The 19,228-nt window shown below is 29.6% G+C and carries 20 protein-coding genes; 17 read left to right on the forward strand and 3 right to left on the reverse strand.

All coding sequences use genetic code 11. The features are described 5' to 3' along the window. Positions 1-4: 4 nt before the first annotated feature. From dnaN to M915_RS06390, 3 genes are all read right to left on the reverse strand, one after another. Entirely contained in the window at positions 5-1,099 is a 1,095-nt protein-coding gene (gene dnaN / locus M915_RS06380; RefSeq protein ID WP_036730442.1) for a DNA polymerase III subunit beta, read from the reverse strand. Between the two features lie 148 nt (positions 1,100-1,247). Then, complete coding sequence (gene dnaA / locus M915_RS06385) at positions 1,248-2,591, reverse strand: chromosomal replication initiator protein DnaA (protein ID WP_009221625.1); 1,344 nt, start codon at positions 2,589-2,591, stop codon at positions 1,248-1,250. Positions 2,592-2,913: 322 nt separating this feature from the next. Beyond that, a complete protein-coding gene (locus tag M915_RS06390) occupies positions 2,914-3,276 on the reverse strand; it encodes a hypothetical protein (protein ID WP_009221626.1) in 363 nt (120 codons plus the stop codon). Positions 3,277-3,477: 201 nt separating this feature from the next. On the opposite strand from M915_RS06390, the gene rpmH reads away from it, so the two are divergent. From rpmH to M915_RS07330, 17 genes are all read left to right on the forward strand, one after another. Further along, positions 3,478-3,612, forward strand: coding sequence for a 50S ribosomal protein L34 (rpmH, locus tag M915_RS06395; protein WP_009221627.1), 135 nt, complete (start codon positions 3,478-3,480; stop codon positions 3,610-3,612). A gap of 2 nt (positions 3,613-3,614) precedes the next feature. After that, positions 3,615-3,947 (forward strand): ribonuclease P protein component, encoded by a 333-nt coding sequence (gene rnpA, locus M915_RS06400; protein WP_009221628.1) that lies wholly within the window; start codon positions 3,615-3,617, stop codon positions 3,945-3,947. Positions 3,948-3,951: 4 nt separating this feature from the next. Beyond that, the gene (yidD, locus tag M915_RS06405) at positions 3,952-4,167 is read left to right on the forward strand and encodes a membrane protein insertion efficiency factor YidD (protein WP_009221629.1); all 216 of its coding nucleotides are present in this window, start codon (positions 3,952-3,954) and stop codon (positions 4,165-4,167) included. A gap of 15 nt (positions 4,168-4,182) precedes the next feature. Continuing rightward, entirely contained in the window at positions 4,183-4,908 is a 726-nt protein-coding gene (locus tag M915_RS06410) for a YidC/Oxa1 family membrane protein insertase (protein WP_036730444.1), read from the forward strand. Further along, positions 4,905-5,714: an RNA-binding cell elongation regulator Jag/EloR gene (gene jag / locus M915_RS06415; protein ID WP_009221631.1), complete on the forward strand. Its 810-nt coding sequence runs from the start codon at positions 4,905-4,907 to the stop codon at positions 5,712-5,714. The genes M915_RS06410 and jag overlap by 4 nt, the downstream gene beginning before the upstream one ends. 184 nt (positions 5,715-5,898) lie before the next feature. After that, positions 5,899-6,969, forward strand: coding sequence for a 5-bromo-4-chloroindolyl phosphate hydrolysis family protein (locus tag M915_RS06420; RefSeq protein WP_036730446.1), 1,071 nt, complete (start codon positions 5,899-5,901; stop codon positions 6,967-6,969). Positions 6,970-6,979: 10 nt separating this feature from the next. Then, entirely contained in the window at positions 6,980-8,116 is a 1,137-nt protein-coding gene (locus M915_RS06425; protein ID WP_036730448.1) for a toxic anion resistance protein, read from the forward strand. Between the two features lie 190 nt (positions 8,117-8,306). Then, positions 8,307-9,680, forward strand: a complete 1,374-nt coding sequence (gene mnmE, locus M915_RS06430; protein ID WP_200860598.1) for a tRNA uridine-5-carboxymethylaminomethyl(34) synthesis GTPase MnmE — start codon at positions 8,307-8,309, stop codon at positions 9,678-9,680. A 6-nt stretch (positions 9,681-9,686) separates the two neighbouring features. Further along, positions 9,687-11,582, forward strand: coding sequence for a tRNA uridine-5-carboxymethylaminomethyl(34) synthesis enzyme MnmG (mnmG, locus tag M915_RS06435; RefSeq protein WP_036730450.1), 1,896 nt, complete (start codon positions 9,687-9,689; stop codon positions 11,580-11,582). Next, the gene (rsmG, locus tag M915_RS06440) at positions 11,579-12,277 is read left to right on the forward strand and encodes a 16S rRNA (guanine(527)-N(7))-methyltransferase RsmG (RefSeq protein ID WP_036730451.1); all 699 of its coding nucleotides are present in this window, start codon (positions 11,579-11,581) and stop codon (positions 12,275-12,277) included. The genes mnmG and rsmG overlap by 4 nt, the downstream gene beginning before the upstream one ends. A gap of 77 nt (positions 12,278-12,354) precedes the next feature. Beyond that, a complete protein-coding gene (locus tag M915_RS06445) occupies positions 12,355-12,663 on the forward strand; it encodes a hypothetical protein (RefSeq protein WP_009221637.1) in 309 nt (102 codons plus the stop codon). 70 nt (positions 12,664-12,733) lie between these two features. After that, positions 12,734-13,339 carry a class I SAM-dependent methyltransferase gene (locus tag M915_RS06450; protein ID WP_009221638.1) on the forward strand — a complete coding sequence of 202 codons (606 nt, stop codon included), beginning with the start codon at positions 12,734-12,736 and terminating at the stop codon, positions 13,337-13,339. 194 nt (positions 13,340-13,533) lie between these two features. Then, a complete protein-coding gene (locus tag M915_RS06455; protein WP_009221639.1) occupies positions 13,534-14,286 on the forward strand; it encodes a ParA family protein in 753 nt (250 codons plus the stop codon). A gap of 8 nt (positions 14,287-14,294) precedes the next feature. Further along, positions 14,295-15,143, forward strand: a complete 849-nt coding sequence (locus M915_RS06460) for a ParB/RepB/Spo0J family partition protein (RefSeq protein ID WP_036730452.1) — start codon at positions 14,295-14,297, stop codon at positions 15,141-15,143. Further along, complete coding sequence (locus M915_RS06465; protein WP_036730454.1) at positions 15,140-16,024, forward strand: PhzF family phenazine biosynthesis protein; 885 nt, start codon at positions 15,140-15,142, stop codon at positions 16,022-16,024. The genes M915_RS06460 and M915_RS06465 overlap by 4 nt, the downstream gene beginning before the upstream one ends. Positions 16,025-16,157: 133 nt before the next feature. Continuing rightward, on the forward strand, positions 16,158-16,469 hold the full coding sequence (locus M915_RS06470; RefSeq protein WP_235043774.1) for a hypothetical protein: 312 nt from the start codon (positions 16,158-16,160) through the stop codon (positions 16,467-16,469). Between the two features lie 406 nt (positions 16,470-16,875). After that, a complete protein-coding gene (locus M915_RS07330) occupies positions 16,876-19,125 on the forward strand; it encodes an S-layer homology domain-containing protein (RefSeq protein ID WP_051259813.1) in 2,250 nt (749 codons plus the stop codon). The last annotated feature ends 103 nt before the right edge of the window (positions 19,126-19,228 follow it).

The following is a 19,228-nucleotide window of genomic DNA, read 5'->3' on the forward strand; positions in this document are numbered from 1 at the left end:
TCACCTAATTAGCAAGTCTCACAGGTAATACAAGATAAATATAATCTTTGTCATCTTCTTCTCTTATGATACATGGATTAATAGAATCTGTGAAATTAAGTGTAACTTTTTCAGATTCTATTATTCTGACTCCCTCTAATAAATATTTTGAATTAAAGGCTATTTTTAAATTTTCTCCCGAAATTTTCGCATCTACACTTTCTTCAACATTTCCTATTTCAGAATTTGAAGTTATTTCTATTTCAGAATCTTTCATATCTAATTTAACAAGATTTGCTTTATCTTCTTTTGCAAGAAGACTTGCCCTTTCAAGAGAACTTTGTAAATCATGTTTTAAAACTTCAACGATTATTGACTGGTCATTTTTAATAAGTCCTTCATATTTGAAAAACTCTCCACTTAATAAAGTTGTATAGAAAATAGTTTTATCTAAATCAAATTTAAGTGAATTTCTTCCGATAGTTAAATTTACATATTCTTCATTTTCGATTATTTTTACAAGTTCATTTAAACTTCTTGCAGGAATTATTGCACTTATATTTTCTTCACATTCAGTATCCAAGCTTTTAAGTGCCATTCTAAAACCGTCAAGTGCAACAAAATTTATTTTTTTATTTTTTATATCCATTAAAACTCCCGTAAATGCAACTCTTGTTTCATCAAAAGAAACTGCAAATGAAGTTTTTCTGATAGCTTCTTTAAAATCACTTGATTTTAATTTTATTGTCAAATTTTCATCTACTCTTGGAAGATCCGGAAATTCATCAGGAACTTGACATTGAATATTAAATTCACTTTTTAGACATTTTATATTCATATTTGTTTGATTTATTTCAAAATCGATGATATCTCCTTGAAGTTTTCTTATAATATCTCCAAAAAGTCTTGAATTTACTACAATTTTCCCTTCATCCGAGATTATTGCGGGAAGTGTTGTTTTTATACTTATTTCAGTATCAGAAGCAATCAGTGTCAATAAATTATCTTTTGCAATTATTAATATACCTTCTAAAATTTGCATTGTTGTTCTTGATGAAATTGCTTTTTGAACTATTGATATATGTCTTGATAGTTCTTTTCTCTCTATTCTAATTTTCATATCTTGCCTCCTATAATAGTATATATAGATAATAATAGTAGTAGGGACTGTTAATTTGTTGATAAATATATTTTAACTGTATATTAAGAGATTATATTTATTAATAAAATTGTTAATAACTTATAGTTAAATTAAAATTAATCAACAATTAACTTTTAATTTCTTTTATTAAATTGCTTATTTTTATTCTTAGAGAAGTATCTGATGCCATATCACTTTCTATTTTATTATAAGCGTGAATTACAGTAGAATGATCTCTTCCTCCAAATTCTTCTCCAATTTTAGGAAGCGATAATTCCGTTAAATCTCTTGTAATATACATTGCTATCTGTCGAGGATATGCAATGTTTCGAGTTCTTTTTTTAGAATCTATATCTTCAATTGTTATTCTGAAGTTTTTTGCAACAACTTCTTTTATAAGTTTGGAAGTAATTACTTTCTTTTTCTTTGTATTATAAATATCTCTTAAAACTATGGCTGCAGTTTGTTCTGTCATTTCACCCACTGTAAGTTTTGAATAAGCCATAATTCTTGAAAGAGCACCTTCAAGCTCTCTAATATTGCTTTTTACATTTTGAGCTATGAAATTTATTATGTTGTCAGGTACATTAAATCCTTCGGAATCAGCCTTGGAACGAAGAATTGCAATACGTGTTTCAAGATCGGGAGTTCCTATGTCAACAACAAGCCCCCATGCAAATCTTGAGATAAGCCTTTCCTCAAGAGATTTTATATCCTTTGGAGGTTTATCCGATGTCAGTACAATTTGTTTATTTGATTCATGAAGTTCATTAAATGTATGAAAAAATTCTTCTTGAGTTCTGTCTTTATCAGCTATAAATTGAATATCATCTATTAAAAGCAAGTCAACTTTTCTGTATTTATTTCTAAAATGTTCATTCTTGTTGGTTTGAATTGAATTTATAAGTTCATTTGTAAACTGTTCGCTTGTTACATATAATATTTTTTTATTAGGATCCTGTTGATGTACAAAGTGTCCTATTGCCTGCATGAGATGTGTTTTTCCAAGACCTACTCCTCCATATATAAAAAGAGGATTTGAATGAGCATCTGAAGGATCAAGATAGTTTTCCGCAACTGCAAGAGCAGCTGCATGAGCAAATTCATTACTTTTTCCAACAACAAAATTTTCAAATATGTATTTTGGATTTAATCTTGTTTCAGGCAACAAAGTGTCTTTTTTTCTAAGAGGTATAATTTCATCTTCATCCTCAGTAAGTATTACAGGATCATACTCACATCCTGTAACTTCCTTTATACATTTTTTTATAAATTTAAGTTGAGATTGATTATTTGCAAGCCTTTCCCTTATAAATCTTATAGGAACAGTTACATAAAAAATCTTTTTTTCTTCATCAATTTTTTTTAAATTCATATCTTTAAACCATGTATCAAATGATACAGTAGACATAGATTGTTGTCGTAATTTATTCATTACATCATTCCATATATTAGAAAGATTTGAATCCATAATTTCCTCCTATAAACAAATTTTAATGTTAATTATATTTTATGTATAAGTTTATCAACAATTGTTAATAAACTGTTGATAATTAAAAATAATACAAAAAATTTATACTTTATTGTGAATAAGTTAAATGATAAAAACTATAAATTTAAGAAAAATACGATAAAAAATAGAGTTTATTAACAATTTAAAAATAAATTGTGAACAACTCAATTTATAAACAGTCCATATTTTTATTCACAACAAAATTATATTATCAACATATATTTTAACAAAAAAATACATACTTATCAACAAAATTAAAACCTACTTTTCAGTAGGCTTTTTATTCATAAATTTTTCCGTTTTTCATCCTATAGACATGAAAATAGTTATTTTTATATATAACTTTAATTCGCCATTCAGGATAAGATAAAATTCTGTTAATAAAAGAATGTTTTACATTTATAGTTTCAATTTGTTCTTGAGTATAATTATTTTCATATAAATAGTCCCACATGAGATTTTTTGCCTTAATTTTTCCAATAACTACATATATTTCACTCAATATTATAAAAATAAGTAATATACTCATTAAAAAGAGTATCTTTTTATTTTTAATGATATTTTTAAATGATGTATTTTTTAATTTTAGGAAGATATAAATTATAAATATAAAAATAAAGCTGCTTACTAAACATAAAAACATAGTATTATAATCCTCATATTATTAAAAATAAATTCTAAATTTATTATAATATAAAAATTTTAAAGTTAATATATTTTGTTTGAAAAATAAGTTTGTATTATCTTTTTTTAAGAACAGAAAATTTAAAAATTGTAAGTTTGCTTGACAATAAAGCCATTGTAACTGTATAATTAAATATTGCAAAGAAAGGAGGAGTTGTAGATGAAGAGAACTTTTCAACCAAAAAATAAGCAAAGAAAAAGAGAACATGGTTTCAGAGCAAGAATGAGAACCAGAGCAGGTAGAAATGTAATCAAAGCCAGAAGAAGAAAGGGCAGAAAAATTCTTTCAGCATAACTATGAGGAAAATAAAGGATTGTTATTTAAAAAAGAATATTGATTTTCAAAGGGTTTATGCGAAACGAAATATTAATGGAAATAAGAATTTAACTGTTTTTTTTAAGAAAAACGGTTTGGATAATAAGAGAGTCGGTTTTACAATTACTAAAAAAATAGGTAATGCAGTGATTAGAAATAAAATAAAGAGACGACTCAGAGAAATATATAGACTTAATTTTGATATTTTACCTGAAGGTTATGACTATGTATTTGTAGTTAAAAAAACTTGTGTAGATTTGAGTTATAAGGAGCTTGAAAAATCTTTTATACATTTGTCCAAGAAGTTAAGGTGATGTTATGAAGTATGTTATGATGCTTTTTATAAAATTTTATCAAAAAGTTATTTCCAAATATGTTTTTGTGGGAGCACATTGTAGATTTTATCCCACTTGTTCGCAATATTCCTATATGGCCTATGAGAAGTATGGATTTTTTAAGGGAACCTATTTGAGTATTAGGAGAATTTTAAAATGCCATCCATTCCATAAAGGCGGATACGATCCTCTTCCTTAAGAAATAGGAGGCATAATGAGTGCTATAAGTAGAGTTTTGGGAATGTTTTTAAAATTAATCTATGATGGATTAGTTTCAATTTTTCCAAGTGAACCTAAGAATATTTCTTTTTTTGCTCTCTCAATTATAATTTCAACTATTATAATTAAGCTTTTGGTAGTCCCCATCAATATTTCAATGATTAAAAATCAAAAAAAGATGGCGGAACTTCAACCTGAGATAGAAAAGCTGAAAAAGAAATACCAAAATGATCCGAAGACACTTGCAGTAAAGCAACAACAGCTTTACAAGGAGGCAAACTATAATATGTTATCAGGTTGTTTACCTATGATACTTCAATTTGTAGTGTTAATTGCATTTTATAGAGTCTTTTGGGAACCGGCAAAGTATGCTTTTACTGATAAAGCAATGTTTGATGCAATGAGTAAAAATTTCTTTTACATTGCAAATTTACAAGAAAAAGACCCTACAATGATTTTAGGTATAATAGCTGCTATAACAACATTTTTAACGTCTTTTGTGTCAAACCAGAATCCTGCACAAAAAACTATGCAAAATAAACAGTCCAATTCTATGATGACAAGTATGATGATTGTAATGCCTATTATGATTTTTACAATGGCAAGAAAATTTCAATCAGGACTTGTACTATATTGGACAGTAAGTAATGTTTTTGCAATAGTTCAACAGCTTATTACAAACCGCATTATAGCCGGAAGTGTGGCGGAGGAAGTTAAATGAATTATGTAATTAAGACAGCTAAGACTGTAGAAGAAGCCGTAAGTCAGGCTCTAAATGAACTGAATATTAAGAGAGAAGATGCAAAAATAGAAATAATAGAAGAACCTTCAAAGGGATTTTTAGGTCTTATAGGTTCAAAAGATGCCACAGTTAAGGTATCAAAAATTGAAGATACTAAAGACATACTAAGAGAAATATTCAGTGAAAGTACAGAGAAGAGCCAAAAAAAGCCTGTAAAGGATGAAATTGAAGATAAATTAATTGTAGAAGAGACAGTTGAAGAAACAGTAGTTGAAGTAAAAATTGAAACTGAAATTGAAAAAGAAAATACTAATGTTTCAAACAAATCAGCTGAAGAAATTGCAAGAGAATTTATGAATAAAATAATGAACTCACTTTCAATTGACTATGATCTTTCAGTTGAAAGAGAAGAAAATATTTTAAGGGTTGATGTGCTTGGAGATGAGCAAAAACTTGGAATTGTGATTGGAAAAAGAGGTGTAACTCTTGATTCAATTCAATATTTGCTCAGTCTTATAATTAATAAAAATTCTGATGAATATATTAGAGTTATTGTTGATTCAAGCGGGTACAGAAAAAAGAGAGAAGCTACTTTAAGAGAACTTGCAGCTAAAATGGCGACAAAAGTTTTAAAGACAAATCGTTCGGTAAGACTTGAGCCTATGAATGCATCGGAACGTAAGATAATTCACGAAGCATTGCAAGATTATGAAGGAGTAATTACCCATTCGGAAGGTAAGGATCCGTTTAGAAAAGTAGTAATTCAAAAAGAAAGAAAATATTAAAATAGAGAAGTATATCTTATGGGATATACTTCTTTTATTTTACAAATAAGAATAAAAGTAAAATATGACGATTTTAATATTAACTTATATAAAAATTAAAATAGTTTACTTATTTTGTGCTTATATAAAAATAATGCTTTAAAAATAGTCAGAATCATAATATTATATTATTGAGGAGAAATTTATGGATAAGAAAAATATATATGATGATTCTTTAAATGCTATTAACAATTTTATAGAGAGTAAAGATTTTGAAAAGATTAAAAATGTGATTTCCGATACTTTTAATTTTACGCTTGATGAAATTTCATCGGCTATAAATAAAAATAGAAAAAACAGAAACAATGCTGCAGGTGCTATGTTAAAACCTGTTGAAAATGCCGCTCTTGTTGAGCAAAAACCTAAAGAGGAGAAAAAGGCTTTAGGTAATTTGAGGTTTTGGAAGTTTTTATTCGGACTTCACATAGTTTTAAGTTTGATTTTTATTCCGATTGCTTTAAGTGATGCAGATGCAAAAATTGTATTTTTTTATATGGTTCCGGTACTTATAGGAAGTTTTTTCGGTATTAAAAAGTCAAAAAATACTTATGAGAAGATGGTGAGATTTAAAAAATATTTAAGAGAATTTGGTTCGTCAACTGTTGTAACTATTTCGGACTTGACATTTGCCGTAAATGAAAGTAAGGATCTTGTAGTAAGCGATTTGAAAGAATTTGTTAAAAAAGATTATTTTAAACAGGGCAGACTTGTGGAAAATGAATCGATTTTTATACTTGATAAGAAAACTTATGATGAATATAAACAGTACTCTTTAAATTATGAATCAAAACCTGAAATGGAGAGTGCAAATGTTGAAAATGAATGCATAGCTCAGCTTATAAGTTATGAAAATTCTCTTAAAGAACCTGTAAAGACTAAGGTAAAAGAGCTTTTGCTCATTGTTCAAAAAATATTTGAGGATGTAAAAAATAATCCTGAGGATAAAAGTTCTATTGATAAATTTATGGTTTATTATTTGCCGACTACTTTAAAGCTTTTGGGAGAATATAAATCTCTTCAATCTAATGTTTCAGAACTTGAAAATACGAGAATTGCAATGAATGAAATTGAGGAATCGCTTGATATTATAATAGAATCTTTTAAAAAGCTGTTAAATAATATGTATGAAGATAATGTAATTGACATAAAGACGGACATATCCGTTTTAAAGACTATGCTTAAGCAAGAAGGACTGCTTAATGACGACTTTAAATGAGGAGTAGGCTATGAAAAATAATGAAAATAAAATTGAACTTGTTTTAGATTATGAGAATGTGGAGGAAGAAACTTCTAAGGAAATTGAAAAGTTAAGTGAGCTTGAAGATAAAAAAGAGCTGATATTATCCGAGGAGGAGGAAAGACAAATTGACGAATTTGCACAGAAGATTGACATAACAAATTCGAATTTAGTTCTTCAATACGGAGCGGGTGCTCAAAGTAAAATAGCAAGCTTTTCTGAAAAAACTTTGGATAAGGTAAAAACAAAAGATTTGGAAGAGGTTGGAGATTTACTCACAGGAGTTGTAACAGAGCTTAAGAATTTTGATGTAGATGAAGAATCAAAGGGGCTAACTGCATTTTTTAAAAAGACCGTAAACAAGACGGCTGCTCTAAAAACAAAATATTCAAAGGTTGAAACTAATGTAGAGTTAATTAAAAAGGCACTTGAAGATCATCAGCTTCAACTTTTAAAAGATATTGCAACTTTAGATCAAATGTATGATTTAAACAGAGACTATTTTAAAGAACTTTCCATGTATGTTGAAGCCGGAAAGAAAAAACTTTCTATGGCAAGAAATATTGAACTTCCTAAACTTGAAGAGAATGCAAAAGTTTCAAACCTTCCGGTAGATGCACAACGTGTAAATGATTATGAAAATATGATTAGCAGATTTGAAAAGAAAATTCATGATCTTGAGCTTACAAAGATGATTAGTTTACAAATGGCACCTCAAATCAGAATGGTTCAGTCGTCAAATACTGTTATGGTTGAAAAAATTCAATCTACGATAGTAAATACAATACCTCTTTGGAAATCTCAAATGGTTCTTGGACTTGGAGCGGCTCATTCTATGCAAGCCGCAAAGACTCAAAAAGAGGTAACCGATTTTACAAATGATTTACTTCGCAAGAATGCTGAAAAGTTGAAGATGAGTACTATTGAAACAGCTTGTGCATCTGAAAGAGGAATTGTAGATATAGATACAATTAAAAATACTAATGAAAAACTTATAGAGGCTCTTACTGAAGTTAGAAGGATACAAATTGAAGGAAGGAAAAAGAGAGACTTAGCTTCAATTGAACTTGCTGCGATAGAAGAAAATTTAAAAAATTCTCTTATGAATATTGCGAAAGAGAACTAAATATTGAAAAATCGGATTAATTTTTGTGAATAGATTTAAAGCATGAGCGGATAAATTTACTTATTTTTTAATATAAGTTGTTTATCCACTATTTTTTTGAAAAAACTTTTTAAAAATCGTATCCAACTATGGAAAATTACTTGATTTTAGTATATTATAATAGTTTGAAGTGAAAGATGGTGATTTTATGATAACAGATACAATATCTGCAATTTCTACAGCTACAGGCGAAGCGGGAATAGGCATAGTAAGAATGAGCGGAGAGAATTCAATAGAAATTGCAAATTCTATTTTTGTCCCCATGGGATCTAAAACACTTATAGAAAGTGATAACAGGACTATGGTCTACGGACATATATATGATAATGATAAGTTAATAGATGAAGTTTTAATTGTGAAGATGTTAATGCCGCATACTTATACCAGAGAAAATGTTGTTGAAATTTATTGTCATGGAGGAATAATTTCAGTTAGAAGAATTTTAGATTTGACTTTGGACAGAGGAGCAAGACTTGCAGAGCCGGGTGAGTTTACAAAGAGGGCGTTTTTGAATGGCAGACTTGATTTAGCACAAGCTGAGGCGGTAATAGATATAATAAAAAGTAAGTCGGATATTTCATATAACATGAGTTTAAGACAACTTGAGGGTTCTTTATCAGGAAGAATTGCCGATATAAGAGAGCGTGTTATGAAAATGACGGCATTAATTGTCGCAAATATAGATTTTCCTGAAGATGAAATTGTTGAGGCGACATACAGCTCACTTAGAGAAGATGCGGTACATGTAGTTGAAAGCTTAGATGAGTTAATTAAAAATTCAAACAGAGGTAAGCTTTTAAGAGATGGAATTAATACTGTAATACTCGGTAAACCGAATGTCGGTAAAAGTTCGTTGTTAAATGGACTTCTGAGAGATGAACGTGCGATAGTAACAGATATTCCCGGAACAACAAGAGATGTAATAACGGATTTTGTAAATTTAGACGGAATACTCTTAAAGATTACAGATACCGCCGGAATAAGAGATACTGATGATACGGTTGAAAGAATAGGAGTTGACCTTGCAAAGAAGTCAATAGACGGAAGTGATTTGATAATTGCAATTTTTGATACTTCAAGACCATTTGATAATGACGACTATGAAATAATAAGACTGATAGAAAATAAGAAAAGTATTATTTTATTAAATAAATCTGATTTAGATAAAAAAGTAAGTAAAGATGATATAGAAGATTTAGTTAAAGATAGAGATTATCTTGATATATCTGTTGTTGGTGAAGGAGAAATTCTTAGAATAGAAGAGAAAATCAAAGAAATGTTCTTTGATGGGGAGATAAAAGAAAATTCTACGCTGTATGTAAATAATTTAAGACATATTAGAGCATTAAAGGCTGCAAAAGAGTCTATGGAATACGTTCTAAATGACATTGAAAATGAAATGTTTCTTGATTTATTGGAAGTTAATTTGGAGGATGTTCTTTCAAGTCTTGGAGAAATTACAGGAGAAACCTCTACGGAAGATGTTCTCGACAAAGTATTTAGTGAATTTTGTATAGGAAAGTAGGTATTTATGGCAGAAATAAGACAATATATTGCCGGAGAATTTGATGTTGTAGTAATTGGTGCAGGTCATGCCGGTTGTGAAGCTGCTCTTGCCGCTGCAAGAATTGGACAAAAGACAGCGCTTCTTTGTATAAATTTGGACTCTATTGCAGCAATGAGTTGCAATCCAAATGTTGGAGGAACGGGAAAAGGACACTTAGTTCGTGAGATTGATGCACTTGGTGGAGAAATGGCACGAAATATAGACAGAACTTTTATTCAATCGAGAATGTTAAATACATCTAAAGGTCCGGCAGTACATTCCCTAAGAGCACAGGCTGATAAGAGAGCATATCATGACAGCATGAAAAGAGTTATTGAAAATCAGGAAAATTTGTATTTAAGAGAAGCTGAGGCTACTGAAATAGTAATTGAAAATAAAAGTGTCAAAGCTGTAATTACAAAAACAGGTGCAATTTATAATACAAAGACAGTTGTAATTGCAACAGGAACATATCTTAAGGGAAGAGTTTATATGGGAGAAGTAAATTATGCTTCAGGTCCACAAGGATTTCAACCTGCAAATGAACTTTCAAGTTCTCTTGAAAAAGAAGGACTTAACTTAATGAGATTAAAGACAGGAACTCCTGCAAGAGTGCTGAGATCTTCTATTGATTTTTCAAATATGGAAGTACAATACGGAGATGAAAAGGTTGTTCCGTTTTCCTTCGATAACATAGATAAGGATATGAATACTCAGCAGGAAGTTTGTTATTTAACATATACAACAGAAGAATGTCATGAATTGATTAAAAAAAATATAAACAGATCTGCTTTATATCTTGGAGATATAGAGGGAGTAGGACCAAGATATTGTCCGTCAATAGAAGATAAAGTAATGAGATTTAGCGACAAGAATGCTCATCAAGTGTTTATTGAACCTGAAGGACTTACAACAGATGAGATGTATGTTCAGGGAGTTTCCTCTTCCCTACCTGAAGAGATTCAGCTTGAGCTTTATCACAAAATAAAAGGACTTGAAAATTGTAGAATTATGAGATCGGCCTATGCGATAGAATATGATGCAATAGATGCGACAATTTTAAAACGTTCTTTGGAACACATGGAAATTGACGGAATGTTTTTTGCAGGGCAAATTAACGGTTCGTCCGGGTATGAAGAGGCGGCAGGTCAGGGACTTATCGCAGGTATAAATGCGGCGCTGAAGGTTCAGGGAAAAGAACCTTTAATATTAAATCGTTCAGAAGCGTATATCGGAGTTCTTATTGATGATTTAGTTACAAAGGGAACAAGAGAACCATATAGAATGATGACTGCAAGAGCTGAATATAGACTTACTTTAAGACAGGATAATGCAGATTTAAGACTTACTCAAAAGGGATATGATATTGGACTTGTTAAACAGGATAAATATGACAGATATGTATATCGAAAAGAAAATATCGAAAAAGAATTAGAGAGACTTAGAGAAATTAAAGTAAATCCTACAGAGGAAAATAATAGAATACTTGAAGAACTTGGATCTGTACCTTTAAAAAACACAGTCAGTTTAGCAGAATTAATTAGAAGACCGGAACTTAATTATAAACTTGTAAATATATTTGATAAAGAAAGAGTTCAAATTAGAGATGATATAATAGAAGAAGTTGAAATTGAAATAAAATATGAAGGCTATATCAAGAAACAACAAATTCAAATTAATCAATTTAAAAAACTTGAAAGCAGAAAGCTTGACATTAATTTAGATTATTCAAAAATTGACGGATTAAGACTTGAAGCCAGAGAAAAACTTTCACTTATAAAGCCTGAGTCAATAGGACAAGCTTCAAGAATTACAGGAGTTTCCCCTGCTGATATAAATGTTCTGTTAATTTATTTAGAACAGCTTAGGAGAATGAAATGAATTTAAAAAATCGAATTGAAGAATTTGGATTAAAAACAGATTGTTTAGAAAAGCTTGAAAAATATAGAGAACTTTTGCTGTCATGGAATGATAAAATGAACCTTACTGCAATAACAGAAGAAGATGAAGTAAATATAAAACATTTTTTAGATTCCCTTTCTCTGTTTAAAACAAATTACTTTGATGGAAGTAAATCTGTTATAGATATTGGAACAGGAGCAGGATTTCCGGGAATTGTTCTTAAAATTTACAATGAAGATTTAAATATAACATTATTTGATTCATTAAATAAAAGACTTCTGTTTTTAAATGATGTGATTGAAAGATTAAAATTAAAAGATATTTATACATTGCATGGCAGAGCTGAAGAATTCGGAAGAAAAGATACTCATAGAGAGTGTTATGATATTGCAGTATCAAGAGCAGTTGCAAATTTAACTACATTGCTTGAATATGATCTTCCGTTTGTAAAAGTTGGAGGACATTTCATTGCAATGAAAGGGCCTGAATATGAAGAAGAGCTTAAAAATTCAAAAACAGCTATTGAGATATTGGGAGGAAAATTAAAAGAAGTAATTCAAATAAAACTTCCGTCAGAAATTACGCACTACCTCATAGTCATTGAGAAGATAAAAGAAACTCCGAAAAAATATCCAAGAGCCGGAGGCAAACCTAAAAACAACCCGATAAGATAAAATTTGAATGCTCCACGTGGAGCATTCTTTTATATAATGGCTGAAATAAGCCATATAATTTTAAATTTGGAGGAACTATGGAAAGAGAAAGACTTATAAAAATAGTTGAAGAATTAAAGTTAAGGCTTGGTATAAAACTTGGAGTAAATCCGGACACAAAAGAAGAAGGCATAAAAATTGAAGCGGTTCCTTCAACTTATGATATAGAGTTTATAGAAAATAATAGAGAACAAATAATAGACATATTAAAAAATGAATATGGAGAGATTGAAATTACAGTAAAGCTTGAGAAGAATGACTATAAAAAACTATCTGAAGAAGCTAAGAAAAATATTTTAACTGTTGAAGATTATGTGAAGAAAATAATTTTTGACAAAATAAGATAGTATATTACAGATAAATTTTAGAAAAACAAGTTTATTTTTTAATGTATTCTATCTTTAAGAGGTGATTTAGATGCTAAGGTCATTTTTTGACAATACGAGAAAACCGAAAGATAATTTTTGGGGAAGATTTATGTTAAATGGAATGAATAAGGGACATAACAAGTTAGCACTTTGGGGAATATCTTTTTTAAAAATTGAAAAAACGGATAATATATTGGATATAGGATGTGGAGGCGGAAAAAATATAGAAAATTTTCTTGCAAGAACAGATGCAAATGTATACGGAGTTGATTATTCTGAAGCGAGCGTTAAAGCATCATCTCAGTTAAATAAAAAAGCGGTTGAAAGCGGAAGAACAAAAGTATTTCATGCAAGTGTAGAGAAACTCCCGTTTGATGATGAAAGTTTTGAAATAGCATCGGCATTTGAAACAATATATTTCTGGCCAAATCCCATAGAAAATTTTAAAGAAGTAAGAAGAATCTTAAAGCCTAACGGTAAATTCTTAATTGTAAATGAAATGAATGAATCTGATGAAAATAGTTTCTGGGAAAAAATTATTGAAATGAAAGTATACAGTTCAAAAGAGATCACAAACTTTTTAGAGATTGCAGGTTTTAAAATATTGGAGTTTAACGAGAAAGGAAAAAATATTTCAATAATAGCACAAAAATGAAAACAGCCAATATAAAATGCTCCACGTGGAGCATTTTATATTATACGGGCTAAATTTAGGCATTTAAAAAATTATTTTAAATTTAAAAGATTTAAAATAATTTTTATAAAAAATCAAATATTATAATTTTTTATAAAGAAGAAAATTATAATATGTAGTATAATTATATTAATAAAAATAAATTAGGAGGTACCATGGCAAAAGTTATAACAATTTTTAATCAAAAAGGTGGAGTTGGAAAGACAACGACTGTTATAAATCTTTCTGCAGCACTTGCAAAACAAAAAAAGAAAATTTTAGTGGTTGACATGGATCCTCAAGCTAATGCTACAAGTGGAATTGAACATCAGGAAATCACTAAAAATGTGTATGATTTGCTAATAAATGAAAGTGTGGATGTAATAGTGCCTACATCAATTAAAAATTTAAGTTTAATTGCTTCAAGTTCTGAACTTGCAGGAGTTGAAATTGAGCTTTCAAATAGAGAAAATTGGCAATACACTTTAAAAAATATTTTAGATAAGATCAAAGAGGATTATGATTTTATAATAATAGACTCTCCCCCATCACTTGGAATACTTTCCATGATGGCTCTTGTTGCATCAGATAGTATACTTATTCCGGTACAAACTGAATATTATGCACTTGAAGGTGTTGGGCAGCTTATGAATACTATCACATTTGTAAAAGAAAATTTCAATCGCAATTTAAAAATAGAGGGTGTTATACTTTGTATGTATGACAGCAGAACAAATTTGTCGGTTCAAGTGAGCGATGAGGTAAGAGGATTTTTTGGAGAAATTGTATATAAAACTACAATCCCAAGAAACGTAAGACTTGCCGAAGCTCCGAGTTTTGGAGTAAGTATTTTTGAATATGACAGATTTTCAAAAGGAGCAAGAGCATATTCAAAGCTTGCTAAAGAATTTTTAAAGGCGAACAGTTAGGAGAATATATGGTGAAAAAAGGCGGATTAGGAAGAGGAATTAACAGCTTTATTAAAGATACTAATGCTGTTGAAAGACTTCTTAGACAAGATGATGAGAAAGAATTAAAGAGCATTTTAATTGATGATATAGTTGCAAATGAAAAACAGGCTCGAAAAAAGTTTAGTGAAGAGGCACTAAATGAACTTGCTAAATCTATTGAAGAGTTTGGAATAATTCAGCCGATAGTTCTTAGAAAGACTCAGGATAAATATATGATAATAGCCGGAGAAAGAAGATATAGAGCTGCAAAAATTGCAGGATTAAAAGAAGTTCCGGCAGTAATAAAAGAAATATCGGAGCAGGAAGCTGACAAAATTTCACTGATTGAGAATGTTCAGAGAATTGATTTAAATCCAATAGAAGAAGCAATAGGATATAAAAATGTAATAGAGCAATATAATTTGACACAAGAGGAGCTTGCACAGGCTCTTGGAAAGAGCAGACAATATATAGGAAATACAATAAGACTTTTAAAACTTGATGAGAGAGTAATGGATTTTGTATATAAGGGACTTTTGACACCATCTCACGCTAAACTTTTGCTTGCAATTAAAGACAAGAACCAGCAGTATAAAGAGGCAAAAAGAATAGTTAGACTTGGCAATACGGTAAAAGAAACAACATTGATATTTAAGAGTCCGGCGACTGTTCCGAATGATATATATAAAGAGCAGGCAATTAGAGATTTATCCAGTCTTCTCGGAACAAAAGTCAGCCTTAAAGGAAAAGGTAAGGTAAAAAAAATAGAAATAGAATATTATAGCGACGAAGATCTTTTGAGAATTTGTGAAGCTATTTTGGGAAGTGATGAATGATGCGATATTTTAATATGTACTTGGCAAATGCATTTACAAACAAGGCATTTAATGGAAATGCTACAGGAGTTGTAATATCCGGAGAAAAGATGACTGATGAGGAAATGCAAAATACTGCAAGAGATTTGAATTTATCAGAAACGGTTTTTATAAACAGAATAGATGTTGGAGAATATTATACAAGATTTTTCACACCTAATAGAGAAATAGATTTGTGCGGTCATGCGACAATAGCAACATTTTATTCCATTTGTGAGAATGAATATATAATACCGATAGAAAACGGAATTAATAAGATAATTCAACATACAAAGTATGGAAAAATTCCGGTCGAGCTTGAATATGAAGATGGAAAAATAAAAAATGTATATATGCTTTTGAAAACAAAAGAAATCGAAAAAACTATTACAAATGAAGAAATAGCAGACGCTCTAAATATATCAATAGATGAAATAGGCATTGGTGAAGTAAAATTAGAGCCGAAAAAAATAACTACCGGTAGTTATGATATAGTAGTACCACTAAAATCAGTACATGCTATTGAAAAATTAAATCCCAACTTTGAAAAGATAAAAGAACTTTCAGAAAGGGAAAAGGTGATAAGTTTTCAGGTATTTGCACTTGAAGATAATAGTAATGTAAGACAAAGAACATTCTCTCCTTCAATTGATGTAAATGAGGAAGCAGGTTCAGGTACATCAACAGGAGCTACACTATATTATATAAATAAAAATTATTCAAGTGAAATAACACAAATAACATCAATGCAAGGAATAGAATTAAATAGAAAATCAGTTTTAACGGCAAAATTGAAAGATGAAGATACGGTTCGTGTAGGTGGCAGAGCATTTGTATTTATGAATGGAGTATTAACTATTTAGGAGTGATATTATCAGAAGACGAAGAAGAAAAAAGACAAACAAAAATAAGATTTTTATAACAATATTTTTTATGCTCTTACTAATCCTTTCCTACAAGGTACTTTCAAGAAGAAACAAGGTAATATATGTTGAATTGAAAGATACTTCTTATGTTGAGCTGATACGCTTTACGGACAGTACAATGACGACTATAAATGATAAATCTAAATTAAGAGATATATTAATTGAAATAGATTCACTCAGCGGAGAAAAGACAACTGAATTTACAGAATATGCTTCTCCCCCAAATTTTATAAATATTTATGACAAGAATTTTAAGAAGACAGAACTTGCAAAAACAGGATACTTTATAAAAATAAACGGACAGTGGTATAAACTTGATCAAAAAAGCGTAGATAGATTTGACAGAGTATTTGAAAAATATAATAAAAACCCGTCAGAGTAAATTATATGTATTCGGAATTTCTGACACATATATGAATTATACTGAAAACGGATGCTTTCCTATACTATAGGAGTCATCCGTTTTTTTGTCTAATTTTTTGTAATAATAAATATACTTGTTTATTCTTTATAAAAGCTTCATATGGCAAGTAATTGTTTAATTAAACTTAAAAATATAAATAATCCTTTAAAAAATCAAATTAATATAGTACAATAATATGTAAGGTATGTGAAAAAAATTGACAAATTGTGATAAATTTAAATATATTCGCATGATAATGAGACAAAATCACAAATTTGCACCATTATGGCATATGTTTATAATTGGCTGAAATATATCTTACATATTAGATATATCTTTTGCCAAATTTTTATAAAATTTTAACAAATAAGGGAGGAACAAAACAATGAAAAGAGCAATTAAAAAATCTATGTATTTAATGATGGCTCTACTAATGACACTTAGCATATTTGTCGGTGGAACAAATGTGTTTGCAAGAATTACGGATCTTGAGACGCTAAAATTAGAAGGAGATATTTTAATAGGTGATGAAACGGAACATGATAAAGTGTTTTTACTTGAAAAAAGCGAAAATGATATTGAATTTACAGTAGCTTTAGATGTAAAGCCTATAAAAGATAAAGTAAAAAAAATAGAAAACGATTATCAAATGAATCAGGGCCTAAAGACATACGTTTCAAACTTGGATTATACTACGACAGTAACACTTGAATTACCTAATCAAATGGACTTTGACCCGACAACAACATTAGCTGTTTTAGAAGGCGTAAATGGTGCACTTACAATAACAGATATACAAAAAGAAGATAAAAAAGTAACTGTAACAATAAAACTTGTTGGGCAAGATGCAATAGAAGACTATCAAGGAATAGTTACCGCAATAAATAAGTTAGATGATATAATAAAAGTAAAATTAAAGGGAGCTAAGTTTAACACGGATGCTAGCCCTAATACCAACTATACAGTAAAGGGAAAAATAGGTGGGAAACTTAAAGCTAACGTGGAAAGAGAAGATTTCTCTAAGGCCAGAGCAACAAACGGCAATGTTTACGTACCGTTTAACTTCGAATTTAAGGTAGAGCAATCAGAAACAGGTAAAGACTTTATACTCACAAATGATCCTAATAATAAAGATATTCAATTCACATTGAAATTTAAGAAAAAAGTTTTAGAATCACCACTTGATGAAAAAACTACTTTATATGGTGATATTTTAGTTGGGAAAGAAACAGAACACGATAAGGTTTATGAAGTTTCAACAAAAGAAGAAAAAGTTAATTTTACAGGTGTAGTAAATGTTTTACCTATAGTTGATAATTTTAAAGAATTTGAAAAATTGTTTACAGAGAATAATTTTGATATTGAAGAGATTTCTATATCAGGACTTGATCATGTTATGACAGGTACTTTTATGCTACCGAATGAAATGGACTTTGACCCGGCTACAGTACAAGCTACTTTAGAGGGAGCAAATGGAAAATTTGAAATAACAAATATAAAAACAGAAGGCAGAAAAGTAACCATAACAATGAAGTTTGTAGGACAAGATAAAATAAAGACTTACAAAGATATAATGGATTTGGTTAATGGAATAAAAGAGGAGTTAAAAGTAACTTTAAGCGGGGTGAAATTCAACTCATCTGCTAAAGCTAATACCAATTATACAGTAGTAGGTACATTAAAAGGATATTTTAAAGCGGCTGCTGAATTTAAGCTACCTGAAATAAGAGTAGCTACTATAAGAGCTACTGATAATTCAATAGAAAGCTATGTTATACAAAAACTTGATTTTGACTATGAAGCTATACAATCTGATGAAGGTAGAGATTTTATAATAAAAGATGCTCCAAAACCGCAAGCAGATGTAATTCAATTCACATTGAAATATTTAAAAGATATTGAAAGTCCTTATGTGAAACCTCCGGTAGTAAAAGTAGGAACACTATTACTATCAAAGTCGGAAGAAAAGAATATATCAACAGAAATCCACATAGCATATATAAAAGGATACGAAGACCAAACTGTTAGAGGAAACGGAAATCTTACAAGAGCTGAAGCGGCGGCAATGGTAACAAGACTTGCAAAAATGGATTTGACAGATAATACAAAAGCTGACTACCAAGACTTAAAAGAAAATGCTTGGTACAATAAATATATAAATGCTGCTCTAAAAGCAAATATGATTGACCCGGACGGAAATAACATAAGACCGAATGACAAGATAACAAGAGCGGAATTTGCAAAGATGATTGCAACAATAGATAAAAGCAGCAAGGGTTTATTAACTTTTGCAGATGTAAAGAGTCATAAATACGAAAAAGAAATAAATCAAATATCAGCAAACAAGAGAATCGTTGGCTATGAAGACGGAACTTTCAGACCGGACAACAATTTGACAAGAGCTGAAGCGGCGGCAATGTTAAACAGACTACTGAACAGAGTAGCTGATCAAACAGCAATAGCAGGTCATGAACAAGAATTAGTACAATTCAAAGACTTAAGCAAAACAGACTGGTTCTATTATGAAATAATAGAAGCGTCAAACACACATGAATTTACAAGAAGAAATACAAAAGATGAATTTGATAGAGTACATGAAGATTGGCTAAAATTGTTAATTTCAAATTTGAAATAAAAATTAAATAAAAGTTGTTTAAAAATAATTTAACGGCAAAAAGAGTCTACTTTGAGGAAAATTTCTCAAAGTAGACTCTTTTTAACTTTTGATTTAAAAATTT

Origin of the sequence: Peptoniphilus mikwangii (assembly GCF_000468535.1) — a bacterium.
Lineage (GTDB): Bacteria > Bacillota > Clostridia > Tissierellales > Peptoniphilaceae > Anaerosphaera > Anaerosphaera mikwangii.